At 67.9% G+C, this 15,693-nt stretch carries 16 protein-coding genes; 8 read left to right on the forward strand and 8 right to left on the reverse strand.

Translation table 11 applies throughout. The annotated features are described in order from the left end of the window. The 5 genes from KUG43_RS01175 to KUG43_RS01195 form a co-directional block, all read right to left on the reverse strand. Positions 1-216: a Nif11-like leader peptide family natural product precursor gene (locus tag KUG43_RS01175; RefSeq protein ID WP_216905308.1), complete on the reverse strand. Its 216-nt coding sequence runs from the start codon at positions 214-216 to the stop codon at positions 1-3. Then, positions 213-2,966, reverse strand: a complete 2,754-nt coding sequence (locus KUG43_RS01180) for a cation-translocating P-type ATPase (protein ID WP_216905309.1) — start codon at positions 2,964-2,966, stop codon at positions 213-215. Before KUG43_RS01180 ends, KUG43_RS01175 begins: the two co-directional genes overlap by 4 nt. A gap of 27 nt (positions 2,967-2,993) precedes the next feature. Then, on the reverse strand, positions 2,994-3,518 hold the full coding sequence (locus KUG43_RS01185; protein ID WP_216905310.1) for a thermonuclease family protein: 525 nt from the start codon (positions 3,516-3,518) through the stop codon (positions 2,994-2,996). Between the two features lie 32 nt (positions 3,519-3,550). Further along, entirely contained in the window at positions 3,551-4,930 is a 1,380-nt protein-coding gene (locus tag KUG43_RS01190; protein ID WP_216905311.1) for a nicotinate phosphoribosyltransferase, read from the reverse strand. Between the two features lie 94 nt (positions 4,931-5,024). Next, positions 5,025-6,041, reverse strand: a complete 1,017-nt coding sequence (locus KUG43_RS01195) for a bifunctional nicotinamide-nucleotide adenylyltransferase/Nudix hydroxylase (RefSeq protein WP_216905312.1) — start codon at positions 6,039-6,041, stop codon at positions 5,025-5,027. Between the two features lie 313 nt (positions 6,042-6,354). Here KUG43_RS01195 and KUG43_RS01200 point away from each other — a divergent pair, with 313 nt between their 5' ends. The 4 genes from KUG43_RS01200 to KUG43_RS01215 are packed head-to-tail and all read left to right on the forward strand — an operon-like array spanning position 6,355 to position 9,542. Further along, complete coding sequence (locus tag KUG43_RS01200; protein ID WP_216905313.1) at positions 6,355-7,137, forward strand: hypothetical protein; 783 nt, start codon at positions 6,355-6,357, stop codon at positions 7,135-7,137. Beyond that, positions 7,134-7,799, forward strand: a complete 666-nt coding sequence (locus KUG43_RS01205; protein WP_216905314.1) for a phosphoribosyltransferase — start codon at positions 7,134-7,136, stop codon at positions 7,797-7,799. Before KUG43_RS01200 ends, KUG43_RS01205 begins: the two co-directional genes overlap by 4 nt. Before the next feature lie 55 nt (positions 7,800-7,854). Then, entirely contained in the window at positions 7,855-8,994 is a 1,140-nt protein-coding gene (locus KUG43_RS01210; protein WP_216905315.1) for a phosphotransferase enzyme family protein, read from the forward strand. Next, a complete protein-coding gene (locus KUG43_RS01215) occupies positions 8,994-9,542 on the forward strand; it encodes a DOMON-like domain-containing protein (RefSeq protein WP_216905316.1) in 549 nt (182 codons plus the stop codon). The genes KUG43_RS01210 and KUG43_RS01215 overlap by 1 nt, the downstream gene beginning before the upstream one ends. Before the next feature lie 24 nt (positions 9,543-9,566). On the opposite strand, the gene lipA is transcribed toward KUG43_RS01215, so the two are convergent. Beyond that, positions 9,567-10,475: a lipoyl synthase gene (gene lipA, locus KUG43_RS01220; RefSeq protein WP_216905317.1), complete on the reverse strand. Its 909-nt coding sequence runs from the start codon at positions 10,473-10,475 to the stop codon at positions 9,567-9,569. A gap of 24 nt (positions 10,476-10,499) precedes the next feature. Further along, complete coding sequence (gene recR, locus KUG43_RS01225; RefSeq protein WP_502988568.1) at positions 10,500-11,069, reverse strand: recombination mediator RecR; 570 nt, start codon at positions 11,067-11,069, stop codon at positions 10,500-10,502. Positions 11,070-11,206: 137 nt separating this feature from the next. Between recR and psbP the strand changes: the two genes are divergently transcribed. Genes psbP through KUG43_RS01245 form a run of 4 tightly spaced genes read left to right on the forward strand, consistent with a single transcriptional unit; the run spans position 11,207 to position 14,431 of the window. Beyond that, positions 11,207-11,800 (forward strand): photosystem II reaction center PsbP, encoded by a 594-nt coding sequence (gene psbP, locus KUG43_RS01230; protein ID WP_286194280.1) that lies wholly within the window; start codon positions 11,207-11,209, stop codon positions 11,798-11,800. 2 nt (positions 11,801-11,802) lie between these two features. Next, positions 11,803-12,867: an NAD(P)/FAD-dependent oxidoreductase gene (locus KUG43_RS01235; RefSeq protein WP_216905318.1), complete on the forward strand. Its 1,065-nt coding sequence runs from the start codon at positions 11,803-11,805 to the stop codon at positions 12,865-12,867. Between the two features lie 32 nt (positions 12,868-12,899). Beyond that, positions 12,900-14,243 (forward strand): NHLP bacteriocin system secretion protein, encoded by a 1,344-nt coding sequence (locus KUG43_RS01240; RefSeq protein ID WP_216905319.1) that lies wholly within the window; start codon positions 12,900-12,902, stop codon positions 14,241-14,243. Then, the gene (locus KUG43_RS01245) at positions 14,240-14,431 is read left to right on the forward strand and encodes a hypothetical protein (RefSeq protein WP_216905320.1); all 192 of its coding nucleotides are present in this window, start codon (positions 14,240-14,242) and stop codon (positions 14,429-14,431) included. Before KUG43_RS01240 ends, KUG43_RS01245 begins: the two co-directional genes overlap by 4 nt. Before the next feature lie 60 nt (positions 14,432-14,491). Here the strand turns inward: KUG43_RS01245 and KUG43_RS01250 are convergent, their stop codons facing one another. Next, positions 14,492-15,586: a sensor domain-containing diguanylate cyclase gene (locus KUG43_RS01250; protein WP_286194281.1), complete on the reverse strand. Its 1,095-nt coding sequence runs from the start codon at positions 15,584-15,586 to the stop codon at positions 14,492-14,494. Positions 15,587-15,693 lie beyond the last annotated feature (107 nt).

Raw genomic sequence — 15,693 nt, forward strand, 5'->3', positions numbered from 1 at the left:
TCAGTTGTATTCCCCAGGGATGTCCTGCTTGGTCACCGTGACCCGACCGACCTTCTTCCCCGACAGCCGCAGCAGTTCATCCCCCGAGAAGTCGAAGCCCTTGCCGGCGGCGATCTGGGCCACGTCGTCGGCGGTGGCGGCGGCCAGCACCTGGCCGCGCAGGGCCTCGTCGTCCTGCATGCGGGCCAGGAAGGAGCGCGCCTGATCGAGGCTCATGCGCTGGTGTGGGGGTGGGGTGAATGGCCAGCATGGCGCAGAACCTGGGCGAGCCATTTTTCCAGCTCCAGGTAGCCCACGAAGGCCAGGCTCACCCCTGCGCAGGCCGCCAGATCGATGGCAGAGAGGGCGGTGACTCCGAGGAACCGGGCCATCGGCGCCACGTAGAGGAGCGTCAGCTGCAGGGCGGCAGTGGCCAGCACCGCGCCCAGAAGCCAGGGGTTCGAAAGGAGAGGGGTGCGCCAAAGGGGCCGGTCGCTGCCGGCCGAAAGGGCATGGCCCAGCTGGGCCAGGCAGAGGGTGGTGAAGGCCATGGTCTGCCAGGGACGGCTGAGGCGGGAAGCCACCAGCATCAGCGCCACCACCAGGGCCCCGAACACCAGCCCGATGCGCAGGATGGCGCCGCCCAACCCGCGGGCGAAGAGCGACTCGCCGGGGTCAATCGGCGGCTGCTGCATCAGATCCTCCCCGGGTGGACCCAGGGCCAGGGCCAGGGCCGGCAGGCCGTCGGTCACCAGGTTGATCCAGAGGATCTGCAGGGGCGTCAGGGCCAGACCCAGCAGCGGCGCCGAGCCGATGGTGATCAGTTCGCCCAGGTTGCAGCCCAGGATGAAGCGCACGAAACGGCGGATGTTGGCGTACACCTGCCGGCCCTCCTCCACGGCATTGACGATCGAAGCGAAGTTGTCATCGAGCAACACCACGTCGGCGGCCTCCCGGCTCACGTCCGAGCCACTGATGCCCATGGCCACACCGATGTGGGCCTGGCGCAGGGCCGGGGCATCGTTGACACCGTCACCGGTCATGGCCACCACCGCGCCCGTGGCCTGAAGCGCACGCACGATGCGGAGCTTCTGCTCCGGCAGCACCCTGGCAAAGAGGCTGGTCCGCCGCACCAGCGCTTCGAGCGCCGCGTCGTCGAGGCGCTCCAGCTCCGGACCCTGAGCCATCGGGCTGCTCGGTTCCACCAGGCCGATGGCCGTGCTGATGGCGCGCGCCGTGAGGGGGTGGTCGCCGGTGACCATCACCGGCCGGATGCCGGCCCCGTGGCAGCGGGCCACGGCACCGGGCACCTCCGGCCGGGGCGGATCGCGCTGCGCCATCAGGCCGACCAGCACCAGACCCCCCAGTCCGACTTCTGGCCCTGGGTGATGCGGGCTGCAGGCGAAGGCCAGCACCCGCAGACCGGCCGCAGCCAGCCCGCGCGCTTCCGCCAGCCACCAGTCCTGCTGGGCCGGCGTGAGGCTCCGCGCCCCGGCCCGATCCAGCCAGCGATCGCAGTCGTCCAGGATCACCTCCGGAGCTCCCTTGACGATCAGCAGCTGGGACCCCTCTGCCTTGGCGGAGACGAAGGACGCTGGACCCAGGGGCGCCGCCAGGCTGCCGTCGGGGTCGCTCACCCAGACCGCCATCCTCTGGCGCTCGGCGCGGAAGGGGATCTCCGCCGTTCGCCCGTGCTTCGCACGTAGGACGGATCCCTCCAGGCCCCCCGTGGCGCCGGCCTCCATCAGGGCAACCTCGGTGGGATCTCCTGTCCATCCCCGCTGCCCTGGTTCGGCATCGTTGCAGAGCACGCCGGCCTGCAGAAGCAGGTCCAAAGGACCCTGGGCAATGCCGGCCCCGGTCTTCTCTGGAGGCGCCAGCTCCCGGATTCTGAAGCCGCTCGCGGTGAGGTTCAGGGCCTGGGTGCCGCAGCGGAGCTCCACCACCACCTGGCGGTTCTGGGTGAGGGTGCCGGTCTTGTCCGTGCAGATGACGGTGATGGCGCCCAGGGCCTCCACCGCCGGCAGATGGCGGATCAGGGCGGCCCGTTGCACCATCCGCCGGGTGCCGATCGCCAGGCTCACCGTGATCACGGCCGGCAGCCCCTCCGGCACGATCGCCACAGCGGTGGAGAGGGCCAGCTCCAGCAGGGCCAGGGGAGATCCGCCCAGAAGCCAGCCCCCCAGTACCACCGCTGCCACCAGCACCAGGGCCCAGGCCACCAGCTGGCCAGAGAGGTCCGCCAGTCGCTTCTGCAGGGGTGTCGGCTCAGGGCGGGCTGTCTGGATCAGGGTGGTGATGCCCCCCAGCATGGTGGCCATCCCTGTGGCAGTCACCACGGCCAGGCCCCGTCCCCGCCCCACCTCGCTGCCCAAGAACAGACAGTTGCTCCGCTCCAGCAAGGGTGTTTCGGCCGCCAGCGGCGGTTCGGGGCGCTTGCTCACCAGATCGGCCTCGCCGGTGAGGGCTGCCTCCTGCAGCCCCAGTTCGCTGCCCTCCAGCAGCCGGGCATCGGCGGGCACCCGATCGCCGCTTTCCAGGCGGATCAGGTCCCCCGGCACCAGCTGGTCACTGGGGAGGCGCTGCCAGTGGCCGTCCCGGCGCACGCGGGCCAGGGGCTGGGCCAGGTTCAGCAGGCTGCGCAGGGCCAGCAGCGCCTGACTTTCCTGCAGGTAGCCCAGAAGGGCGGTGAGGGCCACGATCGTCAGGATGGCGATCGCGTCTTTAGGGAAGGCGTGATCCAGCACCGCCAGGGCGGCGGACACGGCCGCCACCGCCAGCAGCAGCACCAGCATCACGTTGCTGAACTGATCCAGCAGGATCCGCCAGCGGCCTGGGCCCGGCGACAGGGCAAGTCGATTGGGTCCGACGCTGGCCAGTCGGTCGGCGGCGTCGGCCTCGCTCAGGCCGGCTTCGCCGACCCCGAGCCGCCGCAGGCATTCCGGCCCCGGAAGGGCCTGCCAGGCCGTGGCCTCGGGACGGAACATGGCCAGCCACCCAGTGGCCCCCAGACCCTAGGTGGTGCCATCGGGGATCCGGACGGAACGACCTCGCCGGAAGTCCCAGGGCCGGGTGATCCCGCCTGGCACCCGCCAGACACCGAACCCCTGGCGGCGGGCCCGCTGCTCGGCCTCCAGATAGGCCGCCCCGTCGCAGGCGGCGAGATAGCGGCGGTAGGCGAAGGCCAGGCCGTCCTCCACCAGGGCCAGGTTGATGTTGGTTTCGCTGATCACTTCGGCCAGCGTGCGCCCAAAGCGGTCGCGGCCCTGGGGTTGGATCGTCACCGACCGCCCCACGGGCAGGCGCAACTGGAGGACCTGGCGCGCCTGTTGGCCGTGGGGCATCTGGGCCATCTCGGGGGCGTCGATGCAGGCCAGCCGGACCGTGATCCGTTGATCGCCGCTGCGGACCCGCAGGGTGTCGCCGTCGCCGACCGAGAGCACGGTGGCCCGGAAGGCTGGCGCCGTCCAGGAGGGGCCGGCCAGGCCAAGCCCCAGGCCGAGCACGCTGAGCAGAGATGCCAGCCGGAGACCAGGCATGGGCGCGTGGGGACCCCACGGGGGGCTGCCGCTCAGCTTTGCATCGCCCTGGCCCGCACCTCCTCGAGGCTGGTGCGACGCCCCAGCGTCCCGTTCTCGAACACGGTCTGGAGGCAGCTGGCCGGATGGGGCTCCAGGCCCTGCCGCTCCACCGTGCGGTACCCCCATTCGTCCCGGATCAGGTCGAGCATGCCGGCCTTGCTGGCCTTGGCGGGATCGGTGACCGGGCACTTGTGCACCGGCCGGATCCGGCCGGCCCGCTCCACCCACGACACCTTGTAGGCGAAGCGCTGGCTGTCCCGGTTCACCTGCTGCAGCAGGCCGCCACCCATGCCGAAGGCGACGTTCTCGGCGCTGAAGCCGGCCGCCAGGATCGCCTCGATCACCAGCGGCAGGCTGGTGGCGGTGATGCCATCCCCCTGGATCACCCGCACGTGCTCCAGCACCCGGTAGCCCTTGCCGTTGAGCCGGCTGCCGAAACGGGCCTCCAGACGGCGCAGCAGCTCGGGCACGATCGCCACCGGATCGCCCGAATCGGGCCGGATCACCACGGTGGCGCCAGAGGCGATCACCTGCTCCCGCAGTTGCTCGCCCCAGAGCCGGTCGACGGCGTTCCAGAGGTCGTAGGCATCGGAGACCACCGCCAGTACGGCACCCGGCCTGGCGAAGCGGTCGAGCATGGTCCGGTAGGCCTCCAGCTCGTGCTCCTGCCCCCAGGCCAGGATCGTGGAGTGCTCAGCGGCGGGTATCGAGAAGCCGGCCATCGGGCAGTCATAGTGCCGCCGGCCCGCCACCAGAGCCGCGACGGTGTCGGTGCCGCGGAAGGCCACCAGGTGAGCCAGGCCGCCGATGGCGGCGCTCTCGTGGCTGGAGACGCCGCGGGAGCCGAAATCGTGCAGCCGGAAGGGAAGCTCGGCCGCCGGGTCGTCGGCAGAGCGCTCCAGGGCCACCCGCAGGAGCTCGCGGAAGTGCCAGCTGCGGGTGGCCACGGTGGTGGGGTACCAGAGGCGCAGCAGCAGGGTCTCCACCCAGGTGACCAGCCAGGCCAGGGCCGGATCGGTGGACTCCACCGTCATCAGCACGTTGCCGGTGGGCACCCGGCTGCCCTCGGGGACGGCCCGGATGCGCAGGGGCAGCCGGCCGCCGTGGACGCTGAGCAGGCGCTGCCAGCCCTCACGGTTGAACGGCAGGCCGTGGGCGCTCCAGAGGTCGGCGGCCTCCTCGATGTCGCCCTGGGTGACGGGCCGCTCCAGGGTGTCCTGCAGCAGCATCTGCAGTCCGAAGAACAGGGTGTCGGGGTTCTCGCCACCCCGGCTCTCCAGGTAGGCCCCCATGGCGGTCAGATCGGGGGGGTACTGGAGCCAGTGGCTGCCCTTGTAGCTGTCAGTGTCGAGCAGAAGATTGACGTCCATGGTGTGCGCTCCGCACGATGTGGATAAGGGGGCTTCGGCCCGGTCTCCCCAGGCCTGAAGCGTTGATGGGCCAGCCGTCACCGGCGGCGGTGGGTCAGATCCGCGAGATGAAGTGCTGAATGATCTGGATGTGGTCCTCGAAGAACGTGTCTTCGTGGGCGTAGATGTCGGCCAGGGGCATCCAGAAGGCTTTTTCGGCGTCGTCGCCGCCGCGCACACTGGGGAGGACGCCCCCCTTGAGCTGAATCAGGAAGGCATGGGTGATCACCCGGCCGCGCTGGGAGCGACCTGGAGCATCAAAGACGTGGCGGTCGGCGATCGACCCCTCCAGCACTGGTTTGGGCACCTTCAGACCCGTCTCCTCGCGCAGCTCCCGCAGCATCCCCTCCACCACCATCTCCTTCTGGTTGAGATAGCCCCCGGGGAGGGCGATCAGCCCCTGGCCGGGCCGCACCCGGCGGCGCACCACCAGGACGTGGCCCGACTGAACCACCACAGCATCGGTGGTGACGAAGGTGGGTGGGTAGGGCGCCACCGACCAGAGCTGGCGGTAGCCGGCGATGTAATCGGCTTCCTGGCGCAGCCAGCGATAGCGGCCCGTCTCGCGGTAGTCCGTCAGGAACGCACGCACCGCCTCCGGCACATGGGAGGCCCACTGGGAGTCATCGGCGCCGGAGAAGTAGGCCTGGCGAATGGTCGTGGAATGGACGTCGCTGTTGAGGGGCACGTCCTGAAAGTCCCATTGGGGGAAAAGATCGAGGTAGTAGCTGCTGCGGTCTTTTCGATGACCGACGAGCAGCACCCGATCCTCCTCATCGGTGGCGGCGAGCACCTTCTGCTGCACTTCCGCCAGCCAGAGATTGTCGGAGTAGAGATGATCGCGGATCGGGATCACCTCCAGCCGGCGCTGCCAGTCGGCGGGCAAGGAGGCGCGGATCATGCGCTCCCGTTCCTCACTGCTCCAGGGGTTGCGGGTGTCGGGGGCGCAGCGATGACTGCCCAGCAGCAGCAACAGGCGCTCGGCCCTGTCGAGGGCCGAAGCGATCAACGAAAAATGCCCTGCATGAAAGGGCTGGAAGCGTCCGATGAGGACGGCGACGTCATGATTCATGGTAGACCTCAGAATCCCTGAGATGGGGCCCGCCTCAACGGCAGGCGTTTGATTTCTAGCACGAAAGCCGCGGACGTAACGGCCTGCCAACCGTTTTGAGGGTGGGCTGATGGCGGCACCCCAAACAGGTGCCGCCCCTGAGAACCGGGTGGTGATTGTGACGTTTATCCGATCAAAGTGAGAGGATCACAGGCGCAGCCCTGTTTGACAGGGATAAGGTATGGATGGCTGTCTGGTCGGATGATCAATGGGAACATCCCCTTCAGATGACACCTCTTCACTGATCAGGAACCTCAGCATCTTCACGGCTTCGGTGGTGTCTCTATCCGGTGCATTCCAGGCCTGGAGTGCTGTGAGAATCACCCAGTCATTGGAGGAAGGCAAACGTACGCAGGCCTTCTCGAAACAGATTCTTGATCAGATGGATAACCTTACTGGTGACAATGAAACGAAAGGTAAAGTTGCCCTGATTGGCCTGTATATCATCGCCGCTAATGACAAGGACAAAATGAACATTGCCAACATCGCGTTGCAGAGCGGCAAAAGTAATCTCAGGGATGCCGCCGCGTTTCTGCTCAGGCAGGAATGCAAGGAGCTGCCTGAGTTGTCGACCTGCAAAAATGCCCTGGACATGCTGGCGCGCACAGAGGATGTGAGTGTTCAGCGTCAGGTCCGCAAGGAAGACAAGTTGATCGACCAATCACAAGGCGCTCTGCAGCAGGACGCTGTGGAGACGATTCCGGTTCAGCCTTCGCCCGTCGCGTTGGCTCTGGAGGAGATCACGACGGCCAAGATCGCCGCCACCGATCTTCAGGGTTGGATCTATGTCGGCAAGGCGGATGCCTCCGGAGCTCTCCGGGACGATCGCACCATCAACGTACCGAAAAAGCCGGCCCCCAATGTCGATGTCACCACCACGACGTCCGTGTACCTGAGGTCCCAGGGCACGATCCGCTCGGGCTCGTCCCTGGGCATCATCCCGAGGGGGCAGGTCCTGCGGATCTATGCGCTCAGCTCGAGGCCGCTGGCGGGCGGCATGGAGGCCGTCTGGGCCAAGGTGAAGACGCAGAGGGGATCCGTGCAGGGCGTGCCTTGAAAAATCGACCTCCCCTCTGGACCAGTCGCCACCAGGCGGGGCGGGCCCTGGCCGAGGTTTTCGCCGATCGCCAGGGCCATTGCCGCGACACCACCCTGGTGGCCCTGCCCAGAGGCGGCGTGCCGGTGGCCGCCGCGATGGCCTCGCGTCTGGGGCTGCCCCTGGCGACCTGGTCAGTGCGCAAGGTGGCTGATCCTGCCTCGCCGGAGGTGGCGATCGGGGCCGTTGCCGCCGGTGGGGTGGTGGTCTGGCGGAACGGCCACGGTGCCATCCGACGGGCCACCACGGCAACGACGCACGGCTGGCTGCGGGCTCAGCAGGAGGAACTGCGACGCCGGCAGCATCGCTTCGGGGACCCGCCCGGCGACCGGCTCCGTGGACGACACCTGATCGTGGTCGACGACGGCATCGCCACCGGCATGACGGTGAAGGCGGCACTGGTCTCCCTGCGCCAGGTTGAACCGGCTACGCTTTCTCTGGCGGTGCCGGTGGTCGATCGCGCGGTGGCTGACGAGCTTGGCCGGCTGGTTGAGCGAATCGAGGCCCTGGCCGTCGTCGACGATCTTCAGGCGGTGGGGATGTGGTTCGAGCATTTCGAGCAGCTCAGTGACGAGGCGGTGCTCGCCCTTCTGCACGGGTGTCGGCAACAGCTGGGGCCGTGATCCTTGCCATGGGGGCATGCGATCATCCGCAGCGTCTGCGCCGGTGCACCCATCCATGACCCTGGGGAATCCTGAAGGCGACCTGGCCTCCATCGCTGCGGCGTTTGACCTTCCCGGCCGCCTCTGCAGCCTTGAACCCCTGGGCAACGGCAACGTCAACGACAGCTACCTGGTGGTCTGCGAAGGGCCCCCGTTGCGCCGGTTCGTGCTGCAGCGGTTGAACCGGAGGGTGTTTCCAAGGCCCGAGCTGGTGATGGCCAACATGATCGCCATCTCAGAGCATGTCGAGGCGCGATTGAATCAGGGTTGTGCCCTGTTGGGTGAACGCCGCTGGCAGCACCCCCGGGTGTTGCTGAGCCGTGCTGATCAACGTCCCTGGGTGGAGCAGGACGGTGGTTTCTGGCGCCTGATCACCTTCATCGAATCCTCCCGGAGCTTCGATGTGGTGGCCAGTGCCGAACAGGCCAGGGAGGTGGGCTTCGGTCTGGGGATTTTCCACCATCTGATCAGTGATCTCCCCCCTGCCCGGCTGGCCGACACCCTGGAGGGTTTTCATGTCACTCCCCGGTATCTGGAGCTCTATGACGCGGTGCTGGCCAGCGCGCCGTACGCCATGGGGAGCGATGTTCGGCACTGCCAGGCCTTCGTCGAGAAGCGCCGAAGCTTCGTTCCGGTGCTGGAGACGGCCAGGGTCAGCGGCCAGCTGCGACTTCGGCCCATCCACGGGGATCCCAAGGTCAACAATGTGATGCTGGAGGCCAGCTCCGGCCGGGCCTGTGCCCTGGTGGATCTCGATACGGTCAAGCCCGGACTGATTCACTACGACATCGGCGACTGCCTGCGGTCCTGTTGCAATCCCGTTGGCGAGGAAGCGGCTGATCTGGAGGCTGTCCATTTTGATATCGACCTTTGCCGCGAGGTGCTCAGCGGCTATCTTGCCGCCGCCTCAGCCTTCCTCACCACTGCGGATTATGACCACCTCTATGCGGCGATTCGCCTGATCAGCTTTGAGCTCGGCCTGCGTTTCTTCACCGATCATCTGGCCGGCAACGTCTATTTCAAGACGGACCGTCCAGACCACAATCTGCAGCGCGCCCTGGTGCAGTTCCGGCTCACCGAAAGCATCGAGGCCCAGGAGGGTCGGATCCTGGAACTGATCGCTGATCTCAGGGCCGACTTCGCCTCTGGTTGTTGATGGCTGAGCCCGTTTGCCATCGTTTCGCCCTGTGTTCCTTCGATGGCGGCACCACGTCGCCGGCCCTCCAAATGGGGGGCGAGATCAGCCGGGTTAAGTCGCGTCTCCGGCTCAGCGTTCGGCTCGGGGGAGCGATCGAGGCGGTGCGACTGTCGCCGCCGGTCGCGTCACCCTCGCGCCAGGACGGTCTGTGGTCCACGACCTGCTTCGAGTGCTTCTGGGGCGTCGAGGGGGAGCGGCCCTACTGGGAGCTGAATCTTTCCCCTGCCGGCCACTGGAACCTGTACCGGTTGGAGGCGTACCGCGATGGCCTGCGGCCGGAGCCCGGCTACGACCTGCCACCGCATCGCCTCGTCCGCGACGCCGGTGGGCTGTCAGTGCACCTGGATCTACGGCTGCCGCCGGCGATTCCAACGGAGGCCCCGCTGCAGGTGGCGATCACCAGCGTGATCGAAGATCGCAACGGACGCCTGAGTTACTGGGCCCTGGCCCATCCGGGGGCCGAACCCGATTTCCACCGGAGAGACGCGTTCCTGCTGCGCCTCTGAGAACGTTGGCCATGGCGTTGGGCCTCATCCGGCGGCGTGGTAGCTGCTGCGCACCAATGGGCCACTGCGCACCTGGGCAAACCCCATGGAGCGGGCGGTGTCGCCCAGCTGCTCGAACTCCTCCGGTGTCCAATAGCGGGCCACGGGGATGTGGGCCAGGGAGGGGCGCAGGTACTGGCCCAGGGTGAGGCGCTGGCAGCCGGCGGCCCGCAGGTGCTCCAGGGTGGCCACCACCTCCTGGGCCGTTTCGCCGAGCCCGAGCATCAGACCGGATTTGGTGGGAATTTCCGGCGCCAGTTCCCGGGCCGCTGCCAGCAGCTCCAGGGAACGGCCATAGGTGGCACCGCGGCGCACTTCCCCCTGCAGGCGTTCCACCGTCTCCAGGTTGTGGTTGAAGCACACCGGCGCAGCCGCCAGCACCGCCGCCAGCCGTTGCCGCTGGGCCCGGCGGCCCTGCTCGGGGTCGGCATGGCCGCCCCAGAAATCGGGGGTGAGCACCTCGATCAGCACCTGCGGATCGCGGCGGCGGATCGCCCTGATGGCGGCGGTGAACAGGCTGGCGCCATGGTCGGCCAGGTCGTCGCGGGCCACGGCGGTGAGCACCACATAACGCAGGTTGAGCACCTGCACCGCCTCCGCTACCCGCTCCGCCTCGTCTGCGTCGAGGGACAGCGGCGCCCTGCCCTTGTCCACCTGGCAGAAGGCGCAGCTGCGGGTGCAGATCGGGCCCCCCAGCAGGAAGGTGGCCGTGCCGGCGGCGTAGCACTCGCCCCGGTTGGGACAGCGCCCCTCCTCGCAGATGGTGTGCAGCCGCTGCTCCCGGACCACACCCTGGACCCGTTCGGTGGCTGACGCCTCACCGAGGGGGCGACGGATCCACTCCGGCAGCCGCTGCGTCGGGGGGATGGCGCTGTAGCGGCTGGTGGCGGTCATGGTGTCGCGGTCAGGCGTCGGGGTTCATTCCATCCGCCGGCGTCCTTCAAACGCTCGGGCCAGGGTCACCTCGTCGGCATACTCCAGCTCCCCCCCCACCGGCAACCCGTAGGCGATGCGGGTGACGCTGGTGAAGGGTTTGAGCAGCCGGGCCAGGTAGAGGCTGGTGGTGTCCCCCTCGACGCTGGGGGTGAGGGCCAGGATCACCTCGATGACACCCTCCCGGTCGACCCGCTCCACCAGCGGCTGGATCTGCAACAGCTCCGGACCGATGCCATCCATCGGCGAGATCAGTCCGCCCAGCACGTGGTAGAGGCCATGGAATTCGCGGCTTCGTTCCATCGCCAGCAGGTCGCGGGAGTCGGCCACCACACAGATCTGGCCGTTGCGCCGCTCCTCGTTGCGGCAGATCTCGCAGAACTCCTCAGCGGAAAGATGGAAACAGCGACGGCATTGCCCCACCTGGCTGCGGGCTGCCAGCAGGGCATCAGCGAAGCTGCGGATCTGTTCTTCCGGCTGGCGCAGTAGGTGCAGGGCCAGCCGCTGCGCCGTGCGGGGCCCGATGCCCGGCAGGCGTTCGAACTGGTCGATCAGCCGGGCCAGGGGTCGGGTGAAACCGCTCAGCGAACCGGCTGCAGGTGGGCTGAATCTAGGCGGCCCGCTCGCGCCGGGCAGGGCGCCGGGTGAGGATGGCAGCGGCTCTCGCCAGCTCCCCTGCCCCGCCCCGTGCCATGGGTTTCCCTGCCACCCACCCGCCCGTTCCCCCCGCCGCCACTGGGCGCTCGCGTTGGGGCGGATCTCTGGTCGCGGCCCTGCTGCTGAGCCTGATGCTGGTGGGCTGCAGCGCCGCCGCCGCGGGTCTGAATTCCTTCCAGAGCCCGGATGGCCGCTATGCCTTCCTCTATCCCACCGGTTGGACCCGGGTGCAGGTCAGCAATGGTCCCCAGGTGGTTTTCCACGACCTGATCAACAGCGACGAGACCCTCAGCCTTGTGGTCTCCGAGGTCACCCCCGACCGGGATCTCAGCCAGCTGGGCAGCGCTGTCGAGGTGGGCGAGACCCTGCGCCGCAGCGTCATCTCACCGGAAGGCAGCGGCCGCGACGCCGAACTGGTGGAGGCCCATGAGCGGGAGCAGGGCGGCCGCACCTACTACGACCTGGAGTACACGGTCCATCTGGCCGACCGGGATCGCCACGAGCTCGCCACCGTGGTGGTGGATCGCGGCCGGCTCTACACCTTTGCCGCCAGCACCAACGAAGCCCGCTGGAACAAGGTGAAGGACCTGTTCGCCGTCGTGATCGGCTCCTTCACGCTGCAGATCTAGGGGTGTCCGCCCCCGGCCGGCTGACCATCGTGGGGGGCGGCCTGGCAGGCAGCCTGCTGGCCCTTGAGCTGGCGGAGCGGGGTCTGGCGGTGACCCTGGTGGATGGGGGGGAGGCCACGGCCACGGCCCTCAGCTACGGCGGGGTGGCCTGGTGGGCCGGGGCTCCGGGGCCCCTGGGCCCGTTGCTGCGCCAGGCCCCCGCCCGCTGGCGACGGCTGCAGTCCCGCCATGGCCCCCTCGGCTGGCGCCGCTGCGGTCTGCGCCTCCATGGCGGCGGCTGGGGCAGCTCCCTGCTGCGCCCCCCCTTCGCCCAGGTGGACACCGCCATGCTGATGGCGGCCCTGCCCCAGGTGCTGGCGGCCGCTGGGGTGGAGCGGCAGCGGGCGCGGGTCGTGGCCCCGCCGCGGGCGGTGGCCGCTGGCTGGCAGCTGGAGCTGGAGTCCGGTGGCCCCCTGCTGGCGGAGCAGGTGGTGCTGGCGGCCGGGGCCGGTTGCCGCTCCCTCGCCCCGTTATTGCCGGACCGTCTCCGCGTCAGCTGGGCCGGGGTGCTGGCCATGCCGGCGCGGCCGAGGCTGCTGCCGTCCTCGGGTCGTCCTTGGTGGCGGCATGCCGTGCAGCGCCGGATCGTCCAGCCACGCCACTGGCAGCGTCCCGTCCTGGAGCGGGCGGCGCCGGGGTTGGGGGAGGAACGCTGGATCGTCGATGCCGGTTGCGCCCCTTGGGGCGAGGGGTTGTTGCTGGGCCAGATCAGCCTGGTGCGGCCGGGCCTGGACAGTGGCGAGCCACCAGAGGCGGCGGCCATGGAGGGCCGTCTGCGCCAGGGTCTCGCGGGCCTCGACCCGTTGCTGGCGGCCCTGCCTGGTCCCTATCGGCAGGTGCCGGTGGCCTTTTGCACCGACGGGCTGCCCCTGGTGGGCCCGCTGCCGGGGGCGGCTGGCCTGTGGGTGTTCAGTGGTTTTGGTGGGGCCTTCGCCCAGGTGCCGGTGCTGGCTCCGCTGCTGGCCGATGTGATCGCGGGTGTGGCCGATGGCAGGGTCCTGGCCCGATTGGGCGTTCAGGCGGGCTGACAGGTGGGCACCCATCCAGCATGCTGGCGGCAATGGCCACCTCCGCTCCCCCCACAGGTGCAGTGCCGCCAAGCCGGCCGGTTGGTGGCCTGCGCCGCCGCTGGCGGGGCCTCGGTGATCGCGGCCAGGTGGGGGCGTGCCTGGTGGCGATGGGCGGAGCCCTGGGCCTGTGGGTGCTTTTCTGGCCCGTGCCCACGGAGGTGATGGGGCAGGGAGTGCTGCTCTACCCCAACACGGCCGGTCTGCTGGATGCCCGCGCTGGCGGCCAGGTGCGACGCCTGCGGGTGACCGTGGGGCAGGAGGTGCGCAAGGGGCAGGTGCTGATGGAGCTCTACCTGCCGGTGCTCGACCGCCAGCTGCAACAGCAACGCGGCAACCTGGCCCAGCTGGAGCGCGATGACCGCGAGCTCGACCGCCGGGATGTCCTGCGGCTGGCCAGCGAGAAGCTCAGTGTCGACACCTCTCTGGCCAAGCTGGCCCAGGATCGACGTCGCTACGAGGAGTTGGCGGCCACCTACGCGGAGAAGGTGCGCAACCTGCGCTGGCTGAGCCAGCGGGAGGTGGTGGCTCCCCTGGCCTCCGAGGTGGTGGCGGCCGAGCAGGGTCTGACCAGCACCAGCGTCAGTCTCGATGCGGTCAGGATCCAGGAGAAGGAGCTGCTGACCAGCTACGAGCAGGTCAAGCTCGACATCCAGACCCAGGCCTTGCGGCGCCGCTATCAGATCGATGACATGCGCCGCCAGATCCGGGTCACCGAGGCCCGCCTGGCCTACGACGGCCAGGTGCTGGCCGACCGGGACGGCACGGTGCTGGATCTGCAGGTGATCCAGGGCCAGACGGTCGCCACCGGCCAGCGCCTCGGCACCCTGGGCCGGGCCACCGCCCCCACCGGCGAGCGGGCACCGCTGCTGCGGGCTGTGGCCTATTTTGCCCCTGCCGATGCCCGGCGTCTGCCGGCGGGCCTGCCGGTGGAGGTGGTGCCCCTCTGGGACCAGCGGGGCCGGTTCGGCGGCATCGTGGGCAAGGTGACCCAGGTGCTCGCCCTGCCAGCCACGGAAGAAGACATCTCCACCACCATCGGCAATCCCCAGCTGGCCCGGGACCTGCTCAAACGGGGTCCGGTGATGCGCACGGAGATCGAGCTGGAGCGGGACCCCGCCAGCCGGGACGGCTACCGCTGGACCCTTTCAGGGGGCAGTGGTGTTTTCCCGGTGCGTGAAGGCCTCACCATCGCCGCCCATGCCTACGTGGAGTGGCGCACGCCGATCACCTATGTGCTGCCCGGGCTGCGCTCCCTCACCGGCGGCTACCGCACGTTGCGCATGGACCGCCTCTGGGATCGCCCCTCCCTGCGCCAGAGCGGGCCGGTGCCATGAGCGAGCGGCGCCGCTGGCAGATCCGTAACCCCCTGCTGCGCCAGGAGCTCCCCTGGCTGGTCAGTGAGGTGGTGCTGCTGGTGGTGTTGTGCAACGCCAATCCGCCGGAACTGTGGTTCTGGCTGGTGGTGCTGGTGGTGATCCTGGGGTACCGGATCGAGCGCTGGATCTCCTCCCGGCCGGAGTGATCGCCAGTCGTCACTGGCCTCCTTGCGCGCTGGAGCGGCTCGTACGATCCGGTGAGCCGTTCAGCCGGTGGTGGTGTCCCTGTGGGCGAAGCCCGACCAAGAGGATCCTGCGGCAGCCGGGACATCGCCGGAGTCACTTTCCTCACAACGGAGCCGCTTGATCTCGCGCATCAGCGCATCGCCATCAGCAAGCAATTCGGCGATTGTTTCATGTCTCTCGGGTTGATAGGAGGTGATTCCATAGCTGAAATCAATGTCGTTATTTTTGCCCGAAAGTCTGTTGTCGTGGACCAAAGCATCCTTGATGCGGTGGATAACCGTCTCTGACTGCTCGCGGGTGGAATTGATCAGCAGCACCACGAACTCGTCACCACCCAGCCTGGCAACGACATCGGAATCCCGACAGACGTCCTTGATCAGATCGGCAAAGGCGATCAGGACTCGATTGCCTTCTTCAGGGCCGTGGAGGTCATTGATGGTCTTGAAATGATCGAGATCAAGGTAAAGCAGTGAGACAGGAAAGCCCTGGCGGGTGCACAACTGCAGACTCTGCTGGGCAAGGGCAACGAATCCGCGTCTGTTTTCGAGGCCGGTGAGCCCATCTTTGGTGGCCAGCAGGGTGGCTGCTAACTGCTGCTCCACCAGGCTGGCCAGATCCTTCAGGATCTCAATCTGCCTCTGATCCAGGGATCGGGGCGAATGATCGGCAATGCAGAGAGTGCCGAGTTTGCGCTGATCAAGGGTCAGCGGGCATCCGGCGTAAAACCGAATGTGGGGTTCATTCGCCACCATGGGATTATCGATGAAACGCTCATCCTCAAGCGTATCTTCGACGATCAATATATCGGGACAGGTAATCGTGTGTCCGCAGAAGGAAACGCTTCGGGCAACTTCAGAGATTTCCAGGCCCATGCAGGATTTGAACCATTGGCGATCTTCATCCACAAACCCGATCACGCAGATCGGCACCTCGAAGATCCGCGCCGTCAATCGGGTCAGCCTGTCAAAACAGACGTCATATCCTGTATCGAGGAGCCGCAGGGAGCGGAGCTTGGCGAGGCGGAGCTTTTCGTCCTCTGGAGCTTTGGGTGATTTCAATGCATCCCTCTTGAATTCATGGCTAGATGATGGGAGTGATCTGGAGGGGGGAAACAATCTGGAAGGGACGAAACCAGCTTGCTAAGGCCAGCTTGGATAACGGGCGTTGCATGGTGAGCTTTTGAGGCCAGCGATGGACTGATGGCCTCTAAGCCCGCAAGAGA

The sequence above is a fragment of the Synechococcus sp. CCY 0621 genome, assembly GCF_019038465.1.
Classification (GTDB): Bacteria; Cyanobacteriota; Cyanobacteriia; order PCC-6307; family Cyanobiaceae; genus Cyanobium.